This is a genomic window from Paenibacillus hodogayensis (genome assembly GCF_039536325.1).
Lineage (GTDB): Bacteria > Bacillota > Bacilli > Paenibacillales > NBRC-103111 > Paenibacillus_AB > Paenibacillus_AB hodogayensis.
Genome location: NZ_BAAAYO010000020.1, coordinates 110108 through 133873 on the forward strand (window position 1 = coordinate 110108; position 23766 = coordinate 133873).

Annotated in this window: 20 protein-coding genes; all 20 read right to left on the reverse strand. The window is 53.2% G+C overall.

Going from position 1 to position 23766, the window contains the following annotated elements:
• Window positions 1–5: 5 nt before the first annotated feature.
• Window positions 6–1091, reverse strand: coding sequence for an MraY family glycosyltransferase (locus tag ABD796_RS32820; protein WP_344916477.1), 1086 nt, complete (start codon window positions 1089–1091; stop codon window positions 6–8).
• Window positions 1092–1287: 196 nt separating this feature from the next.
• On the reverse strand, window positions 1288–2436 hold the full coding sequence (gene csaB, locus ABD796_RS32825; protein WP_344916479.1) for a polysaccharide pyruvyl transferase CsaB: 1149 nt from the start codon (window positions 2434–2436) through the stop codon (window positions 1288–1290).
• On the reverse strand, window positions 2421–4448 hold the full coding sequence (locus ABD796_RS32830) for a DUF5693 family protein (RefSeq protein WP_344916481.1): 2028 nt from the start codon (window positions 4446–4448) through the stop codon (window positions 2421–2423). Before ABD796_RS32830 ends, csaB begins: the two co-directional genes overlap by 16 nt.
• A 134-nt stretch (window positions 4449–4582) precedes the next feature.
• Window positions 4583–6265, reverse strand: a complete 1683-nt coding sequence (locus ABD796_RS32835; protein WP_344916613.1) for a phospho-sugar mutase — start codon at window positions 6263–6265, stop codon at window positions 4583–4585.
• A gap of 77 nt (window positions 6266–6342) precedes the next feature.
• Window positions 6343–6768, reverse strand: a complete 426-nt coding sequence (fabZ, locus tag ABD796_RS32840; RefSeq protein ID WP_379120967.1) for a 3-hydroxyacyl-ACP dehydratase FabZ — start codon at window positions 6766–6768, stop codon at window positions 6343–6345.
• Window positions 6769–6918: 150 nt separating this feature from the next.
• Window positions 6919–7443, reverse strand: coding sequence for a CDP-alcohol phosphatidyltransferase family protein (locus tag ABD796_RS32845; RefSeq protein ID WP_344916483.1), 525 nt, complete (start codon window positions 7441–7443; stop codon window positions 6919–6921).
• 173 nt (window positions 7444–7616) lie between these two features.
• Window positions 7617–7895: a DNA-directed RNA polymerase subunit beta gene (locus ABD796_RS32850; RefSeq protein WP_344916485.1), complete on the reverse strand. Its 279-nt coding sequence runs from the start codon at window positions 7893–7895 to the stop codon at window positions 7617–7619.
• 23 nt (window positions 7896–7918) lie between these two features.
• Window positions 7919–8791, reverse strand: a complete 873-nt coding sequence (locus tag ABD796_RS32855) for a flagellar hook-basal body protein (protein ID WP_344916487.1) — start codon at window positions 8789–8791, stop codon at window positions 7919–7921.
• 12 nt (window positions 8792–8803) lie between these two features.
• Window positions 8804–9700: a flagellar hook-basal body protein gene (locus ABD796_RS32860; protein WP_344916489.1), complete on the reverse strand. Its 897-nt coding sequence runs from the start codon at window positions 9698–9700 to the stop codon at window positions 8804–8806.
• Window positions 9701–9745: 45 nt separating this feature from the next.
• Window positions 9746–10747, reverse strand: a complete 1002-nt coding sequence (gene mreB / locus ABD796_RS32865; RefSeq protein WP_344916491.1) for a rod shape-determining protein — start codon at window positions 10745–10747, stop codon at window positions 9746–9748.
• Window positions 10748–10989: 242 nt separating this feature from the next.
• The gene (spoIIID, locus tag ABD796_RS32870) at window positions 10990–11277 is read right to left on the reverse strand and encodes a sporulation transcriptional regulator SpoIIID (RefSeq protein ID WP_139603800.1); all 288 of its coding nucleotides are present in this window, start codon (window positions 11275–11277) and stop codon (window positions 10990–10992) included.
• Between the two features lie 168 nt (window positions 11278–11445).
• On the reverse strand, window positions 11446–12171 hold the full coding sequence (locus ABD796_RS32875) for a peptidoglycan DD-metalloendopeptidase family protein (RefSeq protein ID WP_344916496.1): 726 nt from the start codon (window positions 12169–12171) through the stop codon (window positions 11446–11448).
• 75 nt (window positions 12172–12246) lie between these two features.
• Window positions 12247–13269, reverse strand: coding sequence for a stage II sporulation protein D (spoIID, locus tag ABD796_RS32880; protein ID WP_344916497.1), 1023 nt, complete (start codon window positions 13267–13269; stop codon window positions 12247–12249).
• A gap of 165 nt (window positions 13270–13434) precedes the next feature.
• Window positions 13435–14760 carry a UDP-N-acetylglucosamine 1-carboxyvinyltransferase gene (gene murA / locus ABD796_RS32885; protein WP_344916499.1) on the reverse strand — a complete coding sequence of 442 codons (1326 nt, stop codon included), beginning with the start codon at window positions 14758–14760 and terminating at the stop codon, window positions 13435–13437.
• 255 nt (window positions 14761–15015) lie between these two features.
• Window positions 15016–15267, reverse strand: a complete 252-nt coding sequence (locus ABD796_RS32890; protein WP_344916501.1) for a DUF1146 family protein — start codon at window positions 15265–15267, stop codon at window positions 15016–15018.
• Window positions 15268–15306: 39 nt separating this feature from the next.
• Window positions 15307–18087, reverse strand: a complete 2781-nt coding sequence (locus ABD796_RS32895) for a S8 family peptidase (RefSeq protein ID WP_344916503.1) — start codon at window positions 18085–18087, stop codon at window positions 15307–15309.
• A gap of 291 nt (window positions 18088–18378) precedes the next feature.
• Window positions 18379–19920, reverse strand: a complete 1542-nt coding sequence (locus tag ABD796_RS32900; protein ID WP_344916505.1) for an NADH-quinone oxidoreductase subunit N — start codon at window positions 19918–19920, stop codon at window positions 18379–18381.
• A gap of 4 nt (window positions 19921–19924) precedes the next feature.
• Entirely contained in the window at window positions 19925–21559 is a 1635-nt protein-coding gene (locus ABD796_RS32905; RefSeq protein ID WP_344916507.1) for a complex I subunit 4 family protein, read from the reverse strand.
• Window positions 21549–23438, reverse strand: a complete 1890-nt coding sequence (gene nuoL, locus ABD796_RS32910) for an NADH-quinone oxidoreductase subunit L (RefSeq protein WP_344916509.1) — start codon at window positions 23436–23438, stop codon at window positions 21549–21551. Before nuoL ends, ABD796_RS32905 begins: the two co-directional genes overlap by 11 nt.
• Before the next feature lie 15 nt (window positions 23439–23453).
• Window positions 23454–23765: an NADH-quinone oxidoreductase subunit NuoK gene (gene nuoK, locus ABD796_RS32915; RefSeq protein WP_344916512.1), complete on the reverse strand. Its 312-nt coding sequence runs from the start codon at window positions 23763–23765 to the stop codon at window positions 23454–23456.
• Window position 23766 lies beyond the last annotated feature (1 nt).

A 23766-nucleotide genomic window follows, 5' to 3' on the forward strand; every position in this document is an offset into this window, starting at 1 on the left:
TAGCGTTATTTGGAAACGTTTTTGGATCTCGCCCGCAAAAACAAATTAAGCACCGGCCGCTTGCTTTTGCCGACAATGCCAATGGCTTCCGCCCCTAGTTGAAGAATAATCAGAATGACGGCAATCAGCACGACCGCAACCCACTGGGACGTCTGCGACAATAGGATGGCGCAAAGGCCGAAAAACAACGACACGCCGTAAATGACCAGAACTGTATTTCGATGGCCGAGTCCCAGTTGAAGCAAACAATGATGCAAATGGTTTTTATCGGCTACGGATATCGGCATCTTGTTCAGCTTGCGCCGTACGATGGCGAAAAACGTATCCGACAAGGGTACACCAAGTATCAAAATCGGCACAATAAACGAGATCATTGTAGCTTGCTTAAAGCCAAGGACGGAAAGCGTCGCTAGGCAAAAGCCGAGAAACAGCGCCCCGGAATCGCCCATAAAAATTTTGGCCGGATGGAAATTGTAAAACAAAAATCCGATGATGCTTCCCAGCAACAAAGCGCTAAACAAAATAACCGTAACGTTGCCCATCATAATAGCCATGACAAGCATGGTTCCGTTGGCGATTCCGGACACGCCCGCCGCCAAACCGTCCAATCCGTCAATCAAATTGACCGCATTGGTAACCCCGACGATCCAGAAAATCGTTAAAGGAACGCTTAGCCACTTTGTTTCAAACGTATCGCCAAAAGGCAAATTGACCAAATCAATTTGAATATCCCCGTAAAACACGATCACCATCGCCGCAATCAATTCGACCAACAGCTTCACTTTCGGAGACAAGTCGAATCTATCGTCCAGCGCCCCGACCAATACGATCAACGAACCTCCGATCAGCAGAGCGGATGATACTTGCCAATTCAATTCGTCCGTCATCGGAGCGATGACGAAGAAAGCCCCCACAAACGCTAAAAATACGGCCAGCCCGCCAAGTCTTGGCATAATGCGCGTATGTACTTTGCGCTGGTTAGGTTTATCTACGGCTCCTACCATAAAGGCGAACCGTTTTACTGCAGGTGTCAGGATGACGGCTAATACGCAAGCTGCCAAAAAACCGATGCCGTAGTATATATACTCCATCCGACTTTCCCACCCCCGTCTCTGTTACGCAAATCCCCCGATTGCTTTTTGCAGGAGACTAACGGACCAATTATACTCCGAAACGCAAGGAAACTCCACAAGCGAAAATGAGCAAAAAGTGCTGCTTTTAGGCGGTTATCGAGCCAATTATCGGCTAAATTGGACATTCTCATGGGGCCGAATACCGTTGCTCCGCCTATCTCGACAAAGCAACGTTTTTTCGGTCAACCTTAGTATGCACCATCTCGACAATTTGTTGCGCCGGAAGCCGGGCTTGCTGCTTTAATTGCTCAATGGCTTCCCTTTTCTCGGTAATCCAGTCCGTCTGATGATCTAAAAGCTGCAAACCCTGGGCCGTTACAGCCTCAGAATCGAAGCTGGAAGTCGAAGCGACCGCCTGCATACCCAATCGGTTCAAAAACTGATCGATCTTCGGGTCATAGGAAATGCCTAACAGCGGAACGTGTTGGGAAGCGGCATAAATTAACGAATGGAGCCGCATGCCGATTAACAAGTCGCAGGAAGCGACCTCTGCCAGCATATCCTGAGGATGATCAATCCCTTCCCGCATGTCCCACTCTGCATGGTCAGGCAGTGCCCCCATCCGTTCAATCACATAACGGGACGCTTTCACATCGTCCGGCATATGGAAGGGAAGCATGCGGATGACGACTGGACGCCGCTCGGCGATCGATCGAAGCGACCGAGCCAAGCTATCCAACTCTGAACGGTCGCCATTCCAGAAGCGGACGGAGACGCCGATGACCGGCTTGTCGTTTTTCTTTGTATTCGAACGTAGAACGCTCTCCTTTACGTCGAGTCCCATCACAGGATCCGGCACAACCGTTAATCCGGAAGCGCGAACCCCCATCGTTGCCAAAAGATCCGCCGATTCTTGGTCCCGCACGGAAACGTATGCGCATTTGTTGAACACGTGCCGGATAAACGGGAAGAACATAGACCTTCGAACGGGACCTATTCCTTGCGCATAGATAAAGGTGGGCTTGCGGAGCAGCTGCGCTATTTTCAGGACGGCCAAATAGTACGGGATTGTCTTGATACCGGTCGCATCCTGCAGCAAACTCCCCCCGCCGCTGATCAGACCGTCGCATTCCCGCAAAGCGCGCACAAGCTCGCCGAGACGCATTCTGTGCACAGCCGTTACTCCGTACATAGCCGCCGTTTCCTTCGGCCGGATTGATAACACGATCGGCTCGATCCGGACCTGCTGTCGTTCGCCCTCGGCGCGCAAAGCCAACAGAATGGACTGCAAAACGGCTTCGTCACCGCTGTTCCCAAAACCGTAATAACCGGAGAGAACCAGCTTTTTCACCGGGTTACCCATCTGCGCCATCCTCTCGCTGCAAGTTCCCAAACCGCCACATAAGCCAAGCTAACCACAATCCCCAACACGATGCCCATTCCGATCCGGATAAACGAAATATACAGCGGCGTATGCAGATGGGCGAACGTATCGATAATCGAAAGCTGTCCCATAATCGCTCCGGCAAACAGATAGATGGCGTTGCGGTATTTGACGAACAAATACGCGGCCAAAATAAACAACGGGTGGGCAAATACGAATTCCTTGAAACGCGGCCGTACGCCCAGACCGTTCTCCAAATACGTTCGGATCAGCTTCTCCATCTGGGTCGCCTGACCTTCGTTGCCCGTACGAGTCAAGTAGTAGTAGGCCATCGCTCCGAACACGGCCGCGAGTAAGATCCACAACACCGTGATCTTGGCCAGCAAGATCGCCCGAATTCGAGCGACGATACCTTTCAAACCCAAAGAATCTGCAAATAGCAAAGCATAAACGGCAACGAGCCCAATCGGCAGCAAATGCAGCAGAGCTACTCCGCGGAATTGCTGGAGCACCAGATAGTACGTAATCCCGCTAAGCAGTGCGACCACGTAGAGCACACCCACTACCGAAAACATCGACGTTACAACGAAAACTGCAGTGGCCTTCCACCAGCCAAAAACCATCTTCTTTTCCCGCAAGCGGCTTATATAACGGATCGCCAGCAGCGTCGCAAGCGTAGGCGCGCACACGCCCACTCCAAAGGCCATAGCCTGAACCGCAAGCGAACTGGATAGCACGTACAAGCCCAACGATCCCAGCGCGCCAATGACAAAAGCACCGGAAACCAGCATAGGGAAAAACAGACCGATCGTCAAAGCGATCAAAGCCGCACCGCCAACCATGACTACCGGCTTCAGCGGCGTCAGCCCCGTACCGTACAGGACGAACGGATGAGCCTCGCCAAGCTCATATCCGAGCTTTTCAATGCGGGCAATCGCCCCTTCCGACGGGTTGTCTTCAGGTCCGGTCAAACTTGTCAAAATATTGTCCAAGTAGTCGTTGATAAACCCTTTATCCATATCTTTGGCAGCCTTGGTGTTCAAAAACAAGATCCGCAAATTGCGGTCTTTTACGGCCAGCACCAGCTTGTCCGCTATAACTTCAGGCTTCAAGTTCGCTTCCGTTTCGTAGAGAGGGAACAAACGAACTACATTATAATCCAATTCCTCCGCGAAATGGACCGTGAACCCTTTTTGCGGAGCTTTCAACCGGTCGATAATGGCCGAACCCATGTCGTATTTTCGCAGCAGCTCGGCTGTTTCTTTTACGTTGTTCAAGTCCGGGTCCTCATCGTAGCCGGTGACGGCGCTGCCATCGAATACGATTCGTTTGATGTTGCGGTGACTTAGCTTTTTAAGCAAGCCTTCAAGTTCCTCTTCAGAGTAAGGCTGCATCCGGTTGGAAATCCGGGCGATCAGACGGAAACCTTGACCTTCGAGCATATCCATCGTTATCGGGTCCGGCTCCATCGGTTTGGTGTTCGCTTCCTCGTAAGGCAAGCTAATAATCAGCCCCGGGCGGTTGTTATAGGACCAGGAATTTACGCTTACTTTAAGGCGTTCCCGGTATGTTTTTTCAATGATCGGCTGAAGCTTGTCCCTCGCTTCATTCGAGGTGAACAGCAAATACGTATTGTTCTCTCCCGGCGTAATCGGCTTCCCGGTTAGAAGAGAATACTCCTGCGGGGTATACAGTTGGATGCGTCGGCTGTTTTTCAGCTCCTCCAACGTACTCTCGTTAACGGACATGCTGCCGATGCCGGCTTCCTTCATCAATTTCAGCTTCTCCAGAATGTAAGATTCCGGGTTAGGGCGGTAAATCGATGCATCGAGAAGGTCGCGGTAATCGAATACGATATCCACCTGATTCGTGGATCTTTCTGTTTCGATACGTTTGTAGACAAGTGGCAGCGTGGCAATCAAGCCAAGCACAACCAGCCACCAAAGCCATTTTTGGGCCCGTTTATTCACCGATATATATCGCTGAAGCAAACCATTCACTCCTTGCCACTTAGTCGTCTAGGGTATGTACATGGATGTCCAACCCGGAAAGCCTCTTCGAAGGCGCTTGACCGAACCGGGCCGAAGCCCGGTGACACGCCCTTCGAAGAGGCATTCTCCGCCACCTATGGAAGCTGATCGATCCGGGACATGACGGCAGACCGCAGACGCTCCAGGCGCTCTGCCGACTCTTCTCCCGTCGAGCCGCGTACGGCAAAATAGGTTTTGATTTTCGGTTCCGTGCCGGACGGCCGAAGGCAGAACCAGGAGTCGTCCGATAATGTATATTTTAACACATTTTCTGCCGGAAGACCGTCAATGCCCCGCAAGTAGTCCTGCACGCGCACCACGGATACGCCCGCCACGGCAGCCGGAGGAGCTTGCCGCCAGTCGTCCATAATCGCCGCAATTTTCTCGATGCCGTCCTTGCCTTTCAACGTCCGCGATTCCAACTGCTCCTGGAAAAAACCGAATTGACGATAAAGCTCCTGCAAGATATCATACAAGGTTTTGCCTTGACTCTTATAGTAGGCGGCCGCTTCGCAGATCAGCATGGAAGCCAGCACTGCGTCCTTATCGCGGCAATAGTTGCCGGCCAGATAGCCGTAGCTTTCCTCGTATCCGAACAGGAATTGATATTGACCGCTTTGCTCGAACTCCGTCATTTTTTCCCCAATATATTTGAAGCCCGTCAACGTATTCAGAACGCTGACCCCGTAACTCTCGGCAATAACCGCACCCATTTCGCTGGTCACGATCGTTTTGATCAATACACCGCGCTCCGGCAGCTTCTCTTGTCGCTTCAAGCTGTCCAGCACATAGTAAGCCATAATCGCCCCGGACTGATTGCCGTTCAACACAACGAATTGTCCGCGGTCGTCCTTGACTACCGCTCCCATCCGGTCGCAGTCCGGATCTGTACCGATAATGATATCCGCGTTCACTTCTTTGGCCATATGCAGAGCCAGCGTAAACGCTTCGCGCTCCTCCGGATTCGGCGACTTGACCGTCGAGAAATTAGCGTCAGGCAGTTCTTGCTCCGGCACTACATGCACATGGGTAAAGCCGATTGTGCCGAGAACGTTTCGAACCGACAAATTGCCAGCCCCATGCAGCGGCGTGTACAAAACATGGAAGTCGTCGCTCACCGATCGAACAACGTCCGGGTGCAGACTAACGCCAGCAACCGCCTGGACGAACGCTTCGTCCACCTCGGCGCCGATCCAGACCAAAAGGCCTGCCGCCTCCGCTTCGCCGCGCTCCATTCGTTGAATGCGGGCAAGCGTATCGACCGTATGTATTTCTGCCAAAACACGCTCTGCGTCGTGCGGAACCAGTTGTCCGCCATCGCGACCGTATACTTTGTAACCGTTATATTCCGGCGGATTATGGCTGGCCGTAATGACGATGCCTCCTCCTGCCCCCAGATGCCTCACGGCAAAAGAAAGTTCCGGCGTCGGCCGCAGAGACTCGAACACGTAAGCCTTTACTCCGTTTCCAGCCAACACAAGCGCGGCCTCAAGCGCAAACTCCGGAGACTGGTTGCGCGAATCGTAGGCGATAACCGCCGACGGACGTTCACCCTGCTGCTTGATAAATTGCGCCAGACCTTGCGTAGCCTTCGCAACCGTATAACGGTTCATCCGGTTCGTGCCCGCGCCAATGACACCCCGCAGTCCGCCCGTTCCGAACTCCAGATCGCGGTAAAAGCGATCCTCCAGTTCTTTCTCGTCATGCAGGGAAGCAAGCTCCCGCTTCGTATCCTCATCGATCAAAGGATCGTTCACCCACAGCTTGTATTCGGTCATCGCACGTTCCAGACTCAACACGCATCTCTCCCGGTTTCATAATGGTACGGATAACGGTATTAATCGGCTATCTTGGTTTACGGATTAGCCAGTGCGAACATCAATTCGCCTTCGGCCACCACTTTTTCTCCCACCTTGGCGACGCCATGGCCTTTGCCAATCGTGCCCTTCATGCGGGTAATTTCCATTTCGAGTATAAGCGTATCCCCGGGCTTGACTTGATCGCGGAAACGAAACCCGTCGATGCCGGCGAGCAAGCCGATTTTACCCCGGTTTTCCTCCGAGCTTAGCATGGCTATCGCCGCCACTTGCGCTAGCGCCTCGGCGATGAGCACGCCCGGCATTACCGGATATCCCGGAAAATGCCCGACGAAAAACGGCTCGTTTATCGTTACGTTTTTCAACCCGACGGCGCGTACGCCCTGTTCCACTTCCAAAATGCGATCGACCAGCAGAAACGGATAACGGTGCGGTATCGTTTCTTGTATTTGTTTAATATCCATGATTAAAAACGGCCCCTTTCCCGGCTTCTGTATAAAATGGCTGCGGTTAACCTAGACTAGTGATGTCCCTTCACGACCTGCAGTAGTGAAGGTTGATATAAGGGAGCATAAGTGCGCCGACTCCGATATAGTCATGCGCTTATGCTCCTTTTATGTATCCAACGAACGGTCGCCCCGGTTAAGGCTCAAAAACAGGACAATGTATATCACCGACGTCACGAAGGATACGCCGACTACAAACCATAAGTACGTTAAAGCGAACGAAAAGTCGAAAAAAATAAACAAAAACGCGAAGTAATACAAAACGGTGGTCAGCTTTCCCATGCTGTTGGCGGGAACCGTACGCTTGCCGCGAAAATGAAAAAAGGCGGAGCCTGCGATCATGCCGACATCCCGAATAAACATGGCTACGGCCAGCAGCCAAGGAATCATACCGGATACCAGCAGCGAGATAATGACTGTCAGCATCATGCACTTGTCGGCAAGCGGATCGAGCATGATACCAACCTGCGTAATCTGTCCCCGCTTCCGGGCCAAATAACCGTCCAATACATCGGTCGCCCCAGCCAAAACGACAATCAGAAATGCCGTCTTGAGATGATTGGTGGTGAAAAAGACGACGTATATCGGGATCAACCCAAATCGAGACAACGTCAAAAGATTTGGCAAGTTCACCCGTTTCTCTCCCCCGGATCTTACTTCCACACCTATCCATTATACCGTTGTTATCCCAAAAATAAAACTCCCCGGACCGGGGAGCGAAGGAGTTGTCTTTCATTCGGCCTGACATGCGGGCCGGCTATAGATTGAAGATCATGGAGAAGCGCTCCAATCGGCAGAGTCCAAGTTCAGTTGCCGAAAATCAGATCGAACACATGCCTCCATGTCGTCCATTCCCAAACGTCCGCCCCGCTTTTACCGCCGATATAGGCATAGCCTACCCATAAGCCGACGAGCAGTGCCACCGCACATAAAAACGGAACGAGCAGCGCCCGTAAAATCCACAGGATGATGCGAACCCAGCGCCGCTTCAGCTTGCGCTTCGATTTTGGCTTCTCCTGCTGTTTTGGCTTTTCCTGCGGTTTCGGCTCCAGTACGGGGTGGACGTTTGTTTCTTGATCATTCATTGCGGGCCTCCTCGAACGTCGAATTAGCCGCGGAGTGTATTGGCCAAAGACATCATAGTGTCGGCGGATGTGAGCGCTTTGGCGTTCAATTGGAAAGCCCGCTGCGTCAACATCAGCTCGGTCATTTCTTCCGTCATATTTACATTGGACTGCTCCAGAAACCCTTGTCGCACGCTTACTTTATCCGCTTCCGGATTGGCCCCGTCCAGAGCGACCACCCTCAAAACTCCCCCAAGCGCGGGATCGACGGAATCCGGGAGCTTATATAAGTTGTCTCCCATGTTCTCGAGCCATTGCGGACGTACGACCTGTACCAGCTTCAACGCCCCCGCCGGAACCGGTGGCTGCCCAGGGTCCAGATCGTTATAAGCGGTAACGGCCCCGTCCGCACCGATCTGCAGCCGATAGTTGTTTGGTATACGGATAGGCTGATCGTCGGTTCCCAGCACCAGATGTCCTTCGGCCGTCATCAAATAGACGTTCGCTTGATCATCGGGCAGCTCTTTGAGAGTGAAAGACCCGTCGCGGGTCCAAGCCGTCTGCCGCGTCGGCTGACCGTCCGCGCCGATTCCGGGGATCGCGACCTCAAAGAGGGCGTCTCCTTCAATCGCCAGGTCAGTAGGCCGATCGGTCTGCTTGAACGAGCCTTGGGCCATCAAGGTTTGAATCTGCCCGATTCTGGCTCCCCAGCCTTGAGTCAATCCGAGCGGCGACAACCGTCCGGCCTGCTGAAACGAGTCGGGTTGACGCATCGTGGTCGTCAGGACGTCGTGAAACGTCGCTTCCTTCCTTTTAAAGCCGGTCGTCCCGATGTTAGCCATATTGTTGGCAATAATATCAAGCTTCTGCTGAATTCCCTGCATGGAGACGTATGAGTTGATCATCGAATGGTTCATCTGTTATCCCTCTCACACTCTGCCGACTTCATTCACGGCTTTTTCCATACTCTTGTCGTACGCTTGAATGACCTTTTGATTTGCCTCGTACATCCGGGATGCGGACATCATATCCACCATCGCCTGAGTCGGATCGACATTGGACGTTTCCACGAAGCCTTGCTTCACTTCCACGCTATCTGTCGGAGCCGCCTGCACGGCTTGTCCGGCATCTGCCGGATCGAGACGGAACAAGCCGGACCCTTCCGGAATCATCCGAATCGGATTGTCCACCCGGGTGATCAGCATCCGGATCGGATTGCCTTGGCCATCGAGCAAAGCTTGTCCATTGACGGAGTCCAAAAGTTGGCCAAACTTATTGACGGTCACATTCGTAATCGGAATTTGCGTTTCGGTATCCAGCAAGACGATCGGCTGGCCGTTATCGCCAAGAACGCGAAACCCTTCGGCCGTCACCAAATCGCCTTGATCGTTGACATTCCATTTGCCGTTGCGCGTAAAACGCTGCTCCCCGGCTTCATTGGCCACAGTAAAAAACGCTTGCGGTTGAAATATGCGCTGTCCGTCTGCCGTTATCGTTTTCCCGCCGTCGAATGCCATTCCGGGCACTTGGATGTCGGAAACGATAGCGAAATCGAACGGGTTGCTCGTCTCCCGCATAATTCCCTGCACGTTGACCGTAAGCGCCTCTTCCGCCAGCACGCCCGTATTCAAATGGCCCGTGTTCGCGACTTCCATTCCCGGCTTTCCTTCCATCAGACCGATCAGCATTTCCGGAAAAGATCGCGACACCGCCCGGCTCTGCTTAAATCCGGGCGTATTAATATTCGCGATATTGTTCGTAATTGTGTCATGCTTGCGCTGCTGCGACAGCATGCCGGCGGTAGCGGTGTACAGTCCCCTTAGCATGGAACGCGTCCTCCTAAACGAATCATCCGTTTCGGTCCGGCTTTATCAGCCAAACTTTTTCTTGCTCACTTTATCGAGATTGTCCAGCATAATGCCTGTCCCGCGTACGACACAGCTCATCGGATTGTCGGCGATCAGCACGGGCACCCTCAATTCATCGGCCAGCAATTGGTCGATGCCGTGCAGCATGGCGCCCCCTCCGGTCAGAATGACCCCCCGGTCGATAATATCCGCCGACAGTTCCGGCGGCGTCCGCTCCAATACGACCTTGGCCGCAGAAACGATCGAAGAGACGGTTTCCCACAACGCTTCCTTGATTTCATCCGAACGAATCGTGACGGTCAACGGCAATCCGGACACCATGTCCCGTCCGCGAATATCCATCTCTTCCTTGCGCGTGTCCGAGTAGACCGTTCCAATCTTCAGCTTGATGTCCTCCGATGTCCGCTCTCCGATCAACAGCTTGTACTTCGATTTGATATACTTCATGATGGCCGCGTCGAACTTGTCTCCGGCCACCTTGATGGAAGAGGAGGTCACGATGTCGCCCATGGACAGAACGGCAACGTCCGTAGTCCCCCCGCCGATATCGACCACCATATTGCCGCTAGGCTGGAATATGTCCATTCCAGCCCCAATAGCAGCAGCTTTCGGTTCTTCCTCCAAATACACTTCCCTTGCGCCGCTCCGTTCGGCCGCTTCGCGAATCGCTTTCTGCTCCACGGAAGTGATGTTGGCCGGAGCGCAGATCAGGATTCGCGGATGACTGTACCAACGTTTACCGCCGATCTTCAAAATAAAGTGCTTCAACATGAGTTCGGTAATTTCAAAATCGGCAATGACTCCGTCCTTCAAAGGGCGAATAGCCACAATATTGCCGGGCGTTCGGCCGACCATGCGATGAGCTTCCTCGCCAACGGCGAGAACCCGTTTCGAATCGCTTTCGATCGCGACGACGGAAGGCTCGTCCAGTACGACTCCCCGACCCTTGACGTGAATCAAAACGTTGGCCGTTCCCAAATCGATTCCGATATCTTTGCTTAACATCCTACATCCTCCCGGGAGCATTACGGAGCAATGCCACCACGCATAGACCTTGTACAAAGCCAGAGCTAATTAAGATCCGACTTTGTACAAGAGCCGTCCTGCGGGCGAACAATCCGTACAATACCTGCATACACATAAGTATACTTAATTCGACAACTTTTTCAAAATTCCTTTTTTTTAAACAAGGGTTTGTTCAATTTTTCACGGACCTTTATTTGCGCTTCCGAAGCAGAAGCGCTTTATTACCGTACCGTCACAAGATGATCGGCCGGTTTTTGCTGGCGAGTGCGCTTGTACTTGACCTTGGTCGCTTCTCCTCCCCTCAAATGCCGGATGGACTTGTGGTATTCCAGAATCAACTTGACCTGATTGGCCAATTCCGGGTTAATCTCGGGCAGACGCTCCGTCAAATCTTTATGAACCGTGCTTTTGGAAACTCCGAATTCCTTGGCAATCGTACGGACCGTCTGCCTCGTTTCCACAAGACTGCGACCGATCTTGATCGTGCGCTCTTTGATGTAATCGTGCAAGCCCCTCGCCTCCCTACTCGAGTTGGTTTGGTACAGTATATGAGGGGCAGGGCCATATATTCTTTGTTTCCAAGACTGACAAGCTTGCCTGTTCAAATTATTTTACAAAAGTCAAAAAAAAACAGCCGGAGCAATAAGCTCCGGCTGGCATTCCCTCATATGTAGCGATTACTTTCGAATAAGCGATTCCGGATTGACCGGTTCTCCGTTTTGCCGAACCTCGAAGTGAACGTGTGTGCCAAGCTGTTTTTCCAGCTCGCTGCGGCCGGAGGTTGCGATTACTTCGCCCTTCTTGACCTGAACGTCCTTCGCGACCTTTACTTCGGACAGGCTTTGGTAAACGGTGACCGTGCCATCGTTGTGCGTAATCTCCACAAGCTGGCCGACGAGCGGATCGGTTTCGACTCTCGTCACTTTCCCGCTAAGGGCAGCCAGCACCTCGAACGGCTTGTCATCTTGTCGCGCCAGATCCACTCCGACGTGAGGAGTTAGCGTATCTCCATACTCGATCATAGCTGCCTGACGAACTTCGCTCGAAGCTTTGCTGTCGAAAAACTGCATGATGGTTTCTACATCATTCCGGTCTTTGACCGGCCATTGCATCGTTTCCGTATTGGCGGTTACAGCTAGCGCATCCGGCTTGTTAGTGGCGTCTGTCACGGACTGCGTCTTATTGACGTCCAGCCCGAACTCGTTTTCGGACAAGTTCTTCACGCCCGAATCCGTGTAGACCCACATTAACGTTAGTATAATTGCCGCTGCTGCCATGTAAGTCGCCGGGAACACCCACTTTTTGCCCAACAGTTTTTTCCAGCCGCTAGATTTGGCTCCTTCGGTTGTTTTTGGAGCTTGTTCTACGGCTTGCAACTCTTTTTCTTTGTTTTGTTCATTCATAGTTATATCACCTCAGTCACCATTGTTGCCAGTTCACTAGGTTTTATACGTGAGGTGATCCGAGAATTCATAGGATTATGGAAGAGAAGAGATTTGCTCCAGCTTCACGCCTTGATAGTAGTATTGGATAATGGCCGCAGCGTTTTTCCCTTCCTTGGCCATTCCATTGGCTCCCCATTGGCTCATGCCGACGCCGTGACCGTAGCCGTACGTCGTCAGTTCGATAGACGCCCCTGCGAGCTTCCATGTAAATTGCGAGGAGTTCAGCTGCAGCTTTTCCCGAACCTCTCTTCCGGTAAATGCTTTGCCGCCGATCGTCACCGTCTTGATCCGATGCCCCTCGGTAGTGGAAACGATCTTCAAACCTCCGCTCCTGGCGAGCGCTGAGACGTCCGTAATCCCGAGACGGGAGGCAAACTCTTTCAAAGCGAATGTCGTCTTGGCCGTAAATTTGGGAGACAGCTCCTTGTCCCAGGGGCTGGGCACGCTGCGCAAATAAGGAATATAGTCCCGCCAGTAATCTTCGGAGTTCTCCGTATATCCGTTGCTGGTCGAGAAAAAGGAAGCTTGGATCGGCTTATGGTCATAGGTGATGATAAGACCGGCCGTTTCGTTGACGGCACGGTTCAGCTTGTCCAGCCGGGAGTCAAATTCAGTCTCCCCCCAATTACGCTTCATCTCATCCACGGTCACATAAGCTTGATGGGCAGTCGTATCGGTCACCAGCGCTCCTTCGGCGGGAACCTGGGACGTGTCGTGATCCATCCAACGTTTGACGATATAGGTTCGAGAAGCGATCGCTTGCGCCTTCAACGCTTCCAGTTCGAATTGGGCGGGCATCTCCGCCGCCACTACATTGCGAACATAGGTTTCCAACGGCACTTGCTCCACTTTCTGTTCCCGACTCAGGTAGACCGGTATAAGTGGAAGAGAGGTTCGGTCCGATCCTCCCTGTTGCAGCGAATCGACCGTAACGGAAGGAAGGGCTGCAGGCGTCCTCTTGACCAGCATGCCGGGAAGCAGCAAGGTCACGCTCAGCAAAGCAGCCAGGAAAGCGGCGGCGGGCAACCAGACTTGCAAGGAAATTCGGTTCTTCATTGGCTCCTCCAAGGACAATTCAGTCATCTGCGTCTCTAGCGGATGTACTGTTATCCTATGAGAGGAAGAGAGACCATAGAACGCAAGCGGCGGCAAAATAGAAGAACCGGTCCACTTTTGGTAGTGAGACCGGCTCTTTTCCGACTTGACTGCTATGTATTCGTATTACGCCCATGTGGGCTGTACCGTAAAGATACTCATCTCGTGATTGGCAACTTGCTCGATTTCCTCGGCAGGCTCGACTCTCCGAATGTCCGCTCCCAATTCGCGCAGCTTCCGTTCAATATCCACGTACCCACGGTCGATATGGTGCGTCCCCGTAATTTCCGTTTCTCCGTCTGCCGCCAAAGCGGCCAAAATCAACGCCGCGCCGGCGCGAAGATCGGTTGCGCACACTTTAGCGCCCCTCAGCTTGGAGTTGCCGCTGACAATAGCGGTGCGTCCGTCTACTTTGATCTGGGCCTGCATGTTGCAAAACTGCTCGACATGCATGAACCGGTTCTCAAACACGGTCTCGGTCACGATGCCGGTGCCGTCAGATACGGCCAGCAAAGCCATCATCTGCGATTGCATATCGGTCGGAAAACCCGGGTACGGAAGCGTTTTTACGTCGACGGCACGCAGCGGCCGTTCTCTGGAAACTTGCACTCCGTTCTCGTCTTCTCCGACGGTAACACCCATCTCCTGAAGCTTGGAGATCACGGGACGGAGATGGTCGGCGATCGCCCCTTCGATATAAAGGGAGCTTCCCGATATGGCCGCTGCGATCATGAATGTACCGGCTTCAATCCGATCCGGAATGACGCAGTGTACCGCGCCCTGCATCGATTCGACTCCATCGATCCGAATGACACCCGTGCCCGCGCCACGAATACGAGCTCCCATTGCGTTCAAATAGTTGGCCAAATCGACAATTTCCGGCTCGCGCGCGGCGTTCTCGATAATCGTTGTTCCTTCGGCCAGCGTAGCCGCCATCATAATGTTTTCGGTAGCGCCTACGCTTGCTACGTCCAAATATATTTTCGCCCCGCGCAGTCTGCCTTTCACCCGAGCTTCGATAAATCCTTGGCCGAATTCGATTTCGGCTCCTAGCGCTTCGAAGCCTTTCAGATGCTGATCGATCGGACGGGTGCCGATCGCGCAGCCGCCGGGCAGCGATACCCGGCAGTAGCCTTGGCGAGCCAGAAGCGGTCCCATGACTAAAAACGAAGCGCGCATTTTACGAACCCATTCGTACGGGGCCTCACAGGTCGAGATGTGCTCGGCATTGACTTGAATCGTTTCATTATGATAATGAACGCGTACGCCCAAGGACTTCAACACCTGACTGATCGTCATGACATCATCCAAAGGAGGCGCGTCGTGTATAACGCTTTCTCCCTTCGTAGCCAATAAGGATGCCGCTATAATCGGCAATACCGCATTTTTGGCTCCGCTGATTTTGACTCTTCCCGACAATCGTTTGCCACCGCGGACGATTATTTTGCTCATCTTGTTCCCCCTCCGCGTTAGTTGAGCGGTATCCGACGCCGTCTGTACGGGAAAAGCCCCGAACGCCCAGCGTCCAGTTTAACACCCGGCTATCGGCCCGGCAACTGTCAAAATAAGGCGCCGGCACGCTCCAGCTAAAGGTTTCGTAACCGCATTGCTTTTTGGAACGGTAGTCCGCTCCGAGTTCTACAAAGTTATTTCGTATCAACCAGTTGTATTACCATTGTTGACAACATCCGACAATGTTATTCGCTCTTAAAACATCCCTTTCAGCAGACGCGACCAGCCGAAATAATCGAGTATAAATCGCGCGGTCTGGTAGCCGAGCGCAATCGACAGCAGCACTTGCAGCATTTTAGCGGGCGCGCTTCTCGGCTGCTTCAGGAACAGGTCGAAACGGAACTGCTGCAGCGCCCACCAGGAAAGGCCAATGCACACGACCGTCACCATAATGGAAATCAGGCTGTTCCATCCAAGCGAGTAATCCATTGCATCGGTAACGTCCATCCGTTAGTTCATCCCTTTCATATGGGGTTCGCTCTCGATCTATTCCCGATGCAGGATCCGGTTCAGCAGCACGGCGAATTCCGCCCGTGTTGTCGGCGCATCCGGTCGGAAGGTGCCGTCCGCATACCCCGTAATCCAGCCTTCCGCGCTCATCTGTTTCAAGATCGGCAATGCCCAGTAATTCGTTGATAGATCGGCAAAAGGAACGTCTCCCCGCAGCTTTCCTCCGATCCCGAGCGCTTTGGCGAACAATACCGCCATCTCTACCCGGGTTAAGGAGCCGTCGGGCTTAAAGCTGCCGTCCGGATAGCCTTGCACGATGCCGGCCTGCATCGCCTTGGCTACCGCATCGTAAGCCCAGTAGTCGGTCTTGACGTCGGGGAAGCTGACATCCCGCTTCTTGACGTATCCAAAGGAACGTACGATCAGAGAGACCGCCTCGGCACGGGAAATCGTACGGTCCGGCCAAAATTGAAACGTGCCATAGCCTTCAATAATATGCTTCCCGCTTAGCTCGGCGATCGCATCTTTGGCCCAGTGATCGGAAATATCGATATATCCGGCAAACATCGCTTCGGTATGAACAAGAAGCTTGTACATTCGGTCGCGGAACGCATGATCCGCGGACAGCCTGACATAATAAGTCCCCGGCTCCAAGGTTGCCGTCAAGTCGAGTCGGCTGGCTCCGGGCGCGTTCGCCTGCTTGGCAATGCCCTGCAGGTTACTGCTCTGCAAAGCGGCCGTCACTTCACGATTGTTCGGTATATCCGTCACCGATAGGCGAACGAGACTGTTTTCCGAGACAATGAATTTAAAATAATCGATGTCCGAATCCCGGTCAAAAACGCCCTCGTATGCGGTGTCCGGGCTTACGAAAGTCGCTTGATAAGGGCGATCGTTCGGTTCGTTCGGATCCAAAAACTGCGGTTTATAGTCGAAAGCAAGCGAATACTCGCCTATGGCCGGGTCGGGCAGCAGCTTCCCTGCCTTAAAATAGTAGGTGCCGGGAAACACGTCGAAGGTATAAGTTTCAAGCTCACCTTCTTCGTTGTCGTCGATCGTGATCGCCCGTTCGCCCTTCTTCTGGATCGTCAAGATCGGATCAATGCGCTTCGTGTCCGGCGTAATCGTCACTTTCATAATACCCGATTGCGTAAAGGTCATGGAATACCAGTCTTCGTCACCCTCGTGATCGAACGTGCCCACGACGGTTTGGCTGCGCGGCGGCAGCTTGTAAGCTTGGTACTGCCGGTCGTTGTCTTCGAAAGGGTCCCGGTATACGGTAAAAGAACTGGACAGCCGGTAAATCCATGCCCCAGGCTCTTTCGCGTTTTCGAATTGCAGCGCTATCCGATTGTTGCCCCTGGATACTTTCAGTTCCAGCGGCGTGCCCGGCACGATCGGATACGCGAATACGCCTGCGCTGCCCGCATGCGTCAGCTTCAACGCCGAAGGCGCCGGCAGATCCGATGTCAGCTTTAGCTTCAACGTGCCGTCATAAGGAGCTTCCAGCGAGAACCAATCCGCATCGGCGCCACTGGTCAGCTCTGCGGAAATCATCCTGCCGATCGAATACGGCTTGGCTGTCGCCCGGCTGTCATTCGGCTCGTACATATCGGTTTTGTAAGGCTCGCTCAGAACGCGGTCCACCCTCAGCAATCCATATCCGGTGAGCTCATCCCATCCGGGATCCAATAAATCTTCCGCCGTCTGGCGAAGCAGATTACGGATTTCGTAAGGTTTCATATCGGGATATTTGGCCCAAGCCATCGCAGCCGCGGCGGCTACTTGAGGCGCTGCCATCGAAGTCCCGTCCTTATATTCGTACTTACCCCCCATCGCGGTTGTGAAAACCGACCAAGGCGCAACCAGATCGAGTTCCGGACCGTAATTCGAGCGTTCCTCGACTGTGTAGTCTTCCCCTATACCGCCAATGGCCAGGACGGTCGGATATGCCGCCGGATAACGGATAATGCGTCCTTCGTCATTGCCGGTAGCCGCGATAAGCAGCACATTGTGGTCTTCCGCATACTGGACGACCTCCTGCAAATACGCATCGTTGCGCAGCAATCCGACCGACAGCACGACGATTTTCGCTCCATGGTCAACCGCATATCGAATTCCGGCACCCAGCTTGTCTTCATCTCCGCGTCCGTTTGGCTCCAGCGCTTTAATCGGCATGATGCCGGCCTTCCACAGCATTCCTGTAACGCCTATGCCGTTATCTCCAATCGCGGCTATAACACCGGCCACATTCGTGCCGTGTCCGTTATCGTCCGCCGGCTTCAGCTTCGGCTGAACGAGATTAATGCCAGGAACGAGATTGTCCTTCAAGTCGGGATGATCCAGATCGACCCCTGTATCGACAACGGCGATCACAATCGACTCGTTACGGTTTATTTCTTTCCATGCCTCAATCGTATGCGTTTGATTCAAATAAGTCTGCTTATCCAGAAACGGATCGTTCGCAGCCGCCGATATCTGGACCTTCCGGTTGGCTACTATATAACTCACGCCTGGGAACGAATCCCATTGACTCAGCCATTCGGCTTCGCTTCTCCCGTCTGCCGGTTTCGCCAATACCGTGCGGGATGAGTCGTAGGCACGTACGATGACGCTTGAAGCAAGAAATTGCGGATCGGGCTGCCCTTCCCATTTGACGATCCAAGTAGCTTCCGGATCATCGGAATCCCTAATGTCTTGGAATATAGCATCTCTTTCCGCCTCGGCCGCCGCTATATGCCCGACCCCGCCTAGCAAAACCGGCAGTATCAATGCACTAGCAAGAATCCATATCCATAGTCTTCGTTTATTTTGCATTTCCAAGTCCCCGTCGCTGGAATCGATACAAAGAACTACGTGTGCAGAAAGTGAACATGCGGATGCACCAATGGTCCATTAGCCGGTCCATCCTAAGCTGGGCTTGCATTTACTATTTACCCGAACTTATAGATTTCGTAACAGCTGCCCACATTCCTTTCCATTGTAACAAAATCGGGTCGAAAGGCCCACCGACGAAATACCGAACTTTCCCGGGAAATAAAGCCTATATTTAAATAAAAAAGACCTCCCCGCACGGGAAAGGTCTCATGGATCGGCGACAGACACGTATTACTTGAAGAACATATCGCCTTGTACACTAAAGATCGTTTCAACAAATCGAAGAAGCACATGGGGGAAAAATCCGGTTAGCAGCGTTGCCGCCGTACATATCCAAATCGTAATTTGGCTCGTAAGCGAGCGGCTGATCGGCATCTCTTCCGATGCCGACCGTAGAAACATTTGCCGGATAACCGAGAAATAATAGTAGAAAGAGATAACGCTCGTGCCGATCATAACCGCAGCCAGCCAATATTGATGCATTTGCAGCGTTCCCAGCATAATGTACAGCTTGCCGAAGAAGCCGCCGGTCACTGGCAAACCCGCCAATGACAGCAAGAGGATGACCATGGCCACCGCCGTTGCAGGAGCGCGGTAATAAAGCCCCGCGAAGGCGGAAATGTTTTCGTTTTTGCCTGAATTGCTGACTACCATCAGGACTGCAACTGCGCCGATATTCATGAACAGATAGGCGATCAGGTAAAAAAACAGCTCCGAAAAATTAGACAGATGCACGATGCCGTAATGGGTGCTGATCGGCACAAGCAAATAGCCGGCGTTGGCTACGCCGGAATAGGCAAGCAACCGCTTCATATTTTTTTGCCGCAATGCGACGGCGTTGCCTACAATCATCGCTGCCGCGGCTACCACCGATATAGCCGTTAGAGCATCGGTATGAATGTTTTGTTGGATCAGCCCGCCGATACCGAAAATGCCGTACAGTACCCGGAACGTAATCGCGAAGCCCGCCGCTTTAGAGATGACTGCCAAGTAGGCGGTTACCGGCGCCGGAGCCCCCTCATAAACGTCCGGAGCCCACATATGGAACGGAGCCGCGGCAATTTTAAAACCGAACCCGGCCAAAAGCATGAAGAACGCCACATAAATCAACGGCTCGAATGAAGCGTAGTTGTCCGACAGCGCCTGATTGATTTGCACCAGTTTCGTCGAGCCGGACATCCCGTACAAGAACGACATCCCGTACAAAATAATAGCTGACGATATACCGCCCATGACGACATATTTGAACGCGCTCTCGTTGGAGACATAGCGCTTCTTGTGCATGCCGACCAGAACGTAAGAGGTGATGCTGAGCAGTTCTAAGCCGACGAACAGCGTGATCAGATCGCCGGAGGACGCCATCACCATGGCCCCGATCGTTGCCGGCAGAAACAAGTAAAAAAATTCGCCTCTATGCGGGATATCTTCATCCTTTATATTGCCGATGCTCATAAACAGCACTAGAGCCGTTCCGCCAAGGAAAAGCAGTTTGAACAAGTTGGCATAATCGTCAATCCGCCAGCTGCCGCCAAGCAGCGTAATCGGTTCGACGGACTGAGCCGCATCAGCGGGATTCAATGCGGCGATATCGCCGATTACAAAAGCCGCGGACACCGCCAGGCCGACAAGCGCCAGCCAACCGAGCCATGTCCGGTTGAATGAACGCGGCAAAGCAAGATCGAGCAGCGACAGGATAACCGCAAAGATGACCAGGGAGAGCTCTGGCGCCAGATGGACAATATCGCCTGCCGTCAAACGTTGAAGTTGATCCATTGGCCTATCCCCCCATCTTCCCGATGTTGTGAATCCACGCGTCGATGCCGCTGACCGTTTGCTGCAACGGTTCGCTGAGCACGGCCGGATAGATGCCGATCAACACGATAAACGCCGCCAAAGTAATCATCGGAACGGCCTCGACGAGCCGGGCATCGCGCAACCCTTTGAACGATTCCCCGATCGGCCCGTAGCTGACCCTCAGTACCCCGCGCAGCACATAGACCGCCGTAAAAATAATACCCAGGGCGCCGATGACCGTAACGATCGGCATGCTGTCGAACAACCCGAGGAACGCGAGAAATTCGCTAACGAAACCGGACAGCAGCGGCATTCCGAGAGAAGCCATCCCACCCAGCATGAGAAACCCGCACAGAAACGGCAGCGTAGCAGCGAGTCCGCCCAGCTTGCGAATATCGGTCGTCTCCGTTCGTTCTACCAAACTGCCTACAATCAGGAACAGGAGCGCGGATATCAAACCGTGGGAGACAAGCTGAAATATAGCGCCCTTCAGCCCGATTTCATTGAATGCCGCCAAGCCGAGCATCACAATGCCCATATGACTGATACTGGAGTAGGCCAGAATAAGCCGGAAGTCGGTTTGACGGAAGGCGACGATCGCTCCGTACAAAATATTGACGACACCCAATATGCCCAGCGCCAGTGCAGCCGATTTGGCCTGCTCCGGAAACAACATAATGCCGAAGCTGAGCAAGCCGTACGCGCCCATCTTGAGCAAAACCCCGGAGTGAATCATGACTACGGCCGGATGAGCCTCCGCATGCACCTTCAGCATCCACGTATGGAACGGAAAGATTGGCAGCTTGATGCCGAAAGCGACGAGCAGCATCAGGAACAGCGACCATTTCATCGTCCCGCTCATATAAAATGGATTTCCGGGAAATACGTCCGGAGCGGCATGAACGAACGCCGACGTATCCTGGAACAAGTTTTTCGTAATGACTTCCAGACTTCCGCTGTAAAAGAACGTCGTAGCCTCGCCGTTTGTCTGGGTCGTAAAGCCGGCGGTATTCACAATAATGAAAAAGGCAAGCAGCATGATCGCGGACCCGATGCCGTTGTACAGCAAAAATTTGTTGGCTGCCTTCTCCCGGTCGACGTTCCCCCATATGCCGATGAGGAAAAACATCGGAACGAGCGTAACTTCGAAGAATAGGAAGAACAGGAACAAGTCCCGTGCCATGAACACCCCAAACATCCCGATTTCCAGCAGTAAAAACCAGATGTAAAACGCCTTCCAGCGTTTTTTCACATGCACCGACGCAAGCGCGGCCATAGCCGTGACGAGCGCCGTCAGAAACACGAGCGGCAGCGACAGCCCGTCGATCCCGATCGTGTAATTGAATTCATAATAGAAATCGCTCGCTTCGCTGATTTGACTGTCTTGCTTATTGAGCGGAATTTGAATCCAGTCGGCATGCTCTTTATACTGCATGTCCGCGGAATCGTTCTGAAAGTCTGCGTAAAGCAGCGCCGCGAGAATGAGCGGAATGAACGTGGCGGCAATCGCCGTCGTTTTGAGCGCCCGCCCCTTATGCTTCGGAATAAATAGCAAGGCGATGATGCCCAAGAGCGGCGAGAAGACGATTGTCGAAAGTATCGGCCAGCTACCAAACATTCCAGAACCTCCTCCCGACAAACACCAATGTTAAAGCGACGAGGCCAAGCAGCATGACGAGCCCATACGTCTGCACCTGTCCGTTCTGCATGCGCGAGCCGAGTCTTCCGACACCGGAAACCGCAGCCGCGCAAAGACGCACAAGGCCGTCCACTACATAAAGATCGAACAGCGTCAGAAGGGAGCCAAGCGCTTTCAACGGCCGAACGATAATGACTCCGTATAGCTCATCGATATAATATTTGCGGTTTACAAGCTTATACAGCCATGGAGCTCCTTCCGGGATCGCGGTACGGGACACTTTATTCGATACGTACATCAGGTAACCCAGTCCGATGCCGAGCAGTCCGACTACGGTAGACAGCGTCATGACCAGTCCGGCGCTATGTTCCTCGGGGGCCCGACCGGTCAGCCATTCGCCAAACCAACCGTTGAACGGAGTCATCACAAAGCCGGCTACCACCGCTAGCACAGCCAATATGACGAGAGGCACCGTCATGACCGACGGAGATTCGTGAGCGTGCTCGTAAGCATGCCGGTCGCCGCGCGGCTTGCCCGTAAACACGAGGAAGAACAGGCGGGACATGTAGAAAGCCGTGAAAAATGCCGCGATCAGTCCGACTGCAAACAGTCCGGTATGCCCGCTTGCATACGCCTCGGACAAAATCGCGTCCTTGGACCAAAATCCCGAGAACGGCGGAATCCCCGACAGCGCCAACGCGCCGATACCGAACGTCCATGCGGTTATTTTCATTTTGGACGACAATCCGCCCATTTCATGAATGTTTTGCGTATGTACGGCATGAATAACGCTCCCCGCTGCCAGAAACAGCAGCGCTTTGAAGAAGGCGTGCGTGAACAGGTGGAACATACCCGCAGATATGGTGGCGCTAACGCCAAGCGCCATCATCATATAACCGAGCTGGCTAACCGTGGAATAAGCGAGCACCCGTTTGATATCGTTCTGGGCGACACCGATCGTAGCCGCGAAAATGGCCGTAAAGCCGCCGACGTAGGCGACCGTTTCCAACGCAGCGGGCGACGCTTGGAAAATATCGAACGTCCGCGCTACCAAATAAACGCCGGCCGCCACCATAGTCGCCGCGTGAATCAGCGCGCTGATCGGCGTAGGGCCTTCCATCGCATCCGGCAACCAGGTGTGCAGTGGAAATTGCCCCGACTTGCCCACCGCTCCGACGAATAGGAGCAAGGCGATTATCGTCGCGGTTCCGCCGGTAATTTTGCCTTCCGCAAAAACATTGTGAATATTCGTGAAGTCAAGCGAGTGGCCCGGCATATGCCAGAACAGCATCAGAATGGCCAGAAACAGACCGACATCGCCGATACGGGTAATAATAAACGCCTTCTTCGCCGCAGCCTTCGCTTCCGGCTTGAAGTACCAGAAGCCGATCAGCAAGAACGACCCGAGTCCAACCAGCTCCCAAAAAATGTATAGCTGAAGCAAATTCTCGGCGATTACCACTCCGAACATGGCGAACGTAAACAGCGAGACATAGCTGTAGAACACCGAAATCCGCTCGTCTCCCTGCATATATCCTTTGGAATACAAGTTAACCAACAAGCCGACAAGTGACACGATCACCAGCATCAGCGCATTCAGGTTGTTGATTTCGTATCCCATCGATAGCGAGTAGTCCCCGAGCTTGAGCCACTCCAGATTGTTCCACGTGTAATCCTCCGCTCCCTTGCCCAGCCTCTCGACAAAGACGAGCGCGGCTACGATGAAGGACGCCAGCGCGGCAATAATGCCGACGTAAGCTCCCCCGTCTTTCCATTGTCGACCTGCGGCGATCAGAACGAGGAACGCAAGCAGCGGAAACAGTGGAATGAGCCATGCGATTTGTGCGAACGATTCCATCCTTTTCCCCTCCCGTTACTTCCTCAATTCGTTCATGTCGTCCACATTCGACGTCCCTTTATTACGGTATAAAGCGATCAGAATGGCGATCCCGATCGCCACCTCGGCCGCAGCCACCGTCATGTTGAACAAGGAGAAAATTTGCCCTTGCAGCGACGGAACCGCCCCGAACTTTGAGAATGCCACCAGATTCAGGTTGGCCGCATTCAGCATCAGCTCGATGGACAGCAGCACGATCACCGCGTTCTTCTTCGTCAGCGCGCCATACAAGCCGACACAGAACAAGATCGCTCCAAGCGTCAAGTAGGGCAGAATCGTGTTGCTCATG

What these genes read in the sequence shown, in the direction of transcription:
- ABD796_RS32855 (WP_344916487.1), bottom strand. Translation starts at nt 8,791, where the DNA reads ATGAACCATTCGATGATCAACTCATACGTCTCCATGCAGGGAATTCAG.
- ABD796_RS32905 (WP_344916507.1), bottom strand. Translation starts at nt 21,559, where the DNA reads ATGTTTGGTAGCTGGCCGATACTTTCGACAATCGTCTTCTCGCCGCTC.
- csaB (WP_344916479.1), bottom strand. Translation starts at nt 2,436, where the DNA reads ATGGGTAACCCGGTGAAAAAGCTGGTTCTCTCCGGTTATTACGGTTTT.
- murA (WP_344916499.1), bottom strand. Translation starts at nt 14,760, where the DNA reads ATGAGCAAAATAATCGTCCGCGGTGGCAAACGATTGTCGGGAAGAGTC.
- ABD796_RS32875 (WP_344916496.1), bottom strand. Translation starts at nt 12,171, where the DNA reads ATGAATGAACAAAACAAAGAAAAAGAGTTGCAAGCCGTAGAACAAGCT.
- fabZ (WP_379120967.1), bottom strand. Translation starts at nt 6,768, where the DNA reads ATGGATATTAAACAAATACAAGAAACGATACCGCACCGTTATCCGTTT.
- ABD796_RS32890 (WP_344916501.1), bottom strand. Translation starts at nt 15,267, where the DNA reads ATGGACGTTACCGATGCAATGGATTACTCGCTTGGATGGAACAGCCTG.
- spoIID (WP_344916497.1), bottom strand. Translation starts at nt 13,269, where the DNA reads ATGAAGAACCGAATTTCCTTGCAAGTCTGGTTGCCCGCCGCCGCTTTC.
- nuoL (WP_344916509.1), bottom strand. Translation starts at nt 23,438, where the DNA reads ATGGAATCGTTCGCACAAATCGCATGGCTCATTCCACTGTTTCCGCTG.
- nuoK (WP_344916512.1), bottom strand. Translation starts at nt 23,765, where the DNA reads ATGAGCAACACGATTCTGCCCTACTTGACGCTTGGAGCGATCTTGTTC.
- mreB (WP_344916491.1), bottom strand. Translation starts at nt 10,747, where the DNA reads ATGTTAAGCAAAGATATCGGAATCGATTTGGGAACGGCCAACGTTTTG.
- ABD796_RS32835 (WP_344916613.1), bottom strand. Translation starts at nt 6,265, where the DNA reads ATGACCGAATACAAGCTGTGGGTGAACGATCCTTTGATCGATGAGGAT.
- ABD796_RS32850 (WP_344916485.1), bottom strand. Translation starts at nt 7,895, where the DNA reads ATGAATGATCAAGAAACAAACGTCCACCCCGTACTGGAGCCGAAACCG.
- ABD796_RS32895 (WP_344916503.1), bottom strand. Translation starts at nt 18,087, where the DNA reads ATGCAAAATAAACGAAGACTATGGATATGGATTCTTGCTAGTGCATTG.
- ABD796_RS32860 (WP_344916489.1), bottom strand. Translation starts at nt 9,700, where the DNA reads ATGCTAAGGGGACTGTACACCGCTACCGCCGGCATGCTGTCGCAGCAG.
- ABD796_RS32820 (WP_344916477.1), bottom strand. Translation starts at nt 1,091, where the DNA reads ATGGAGTATATATACTACGGCATCGGTTTTTTGGCAGCTTGCGTATTA.
- ABD796_RS32900 (WP_344916505.1), bottom strand. Translation starts at nt 19,920, where the DNA reads ATGGATCAACTTCAACGTTTGACGGCAGGCGATATTGTCCATCTGGCG.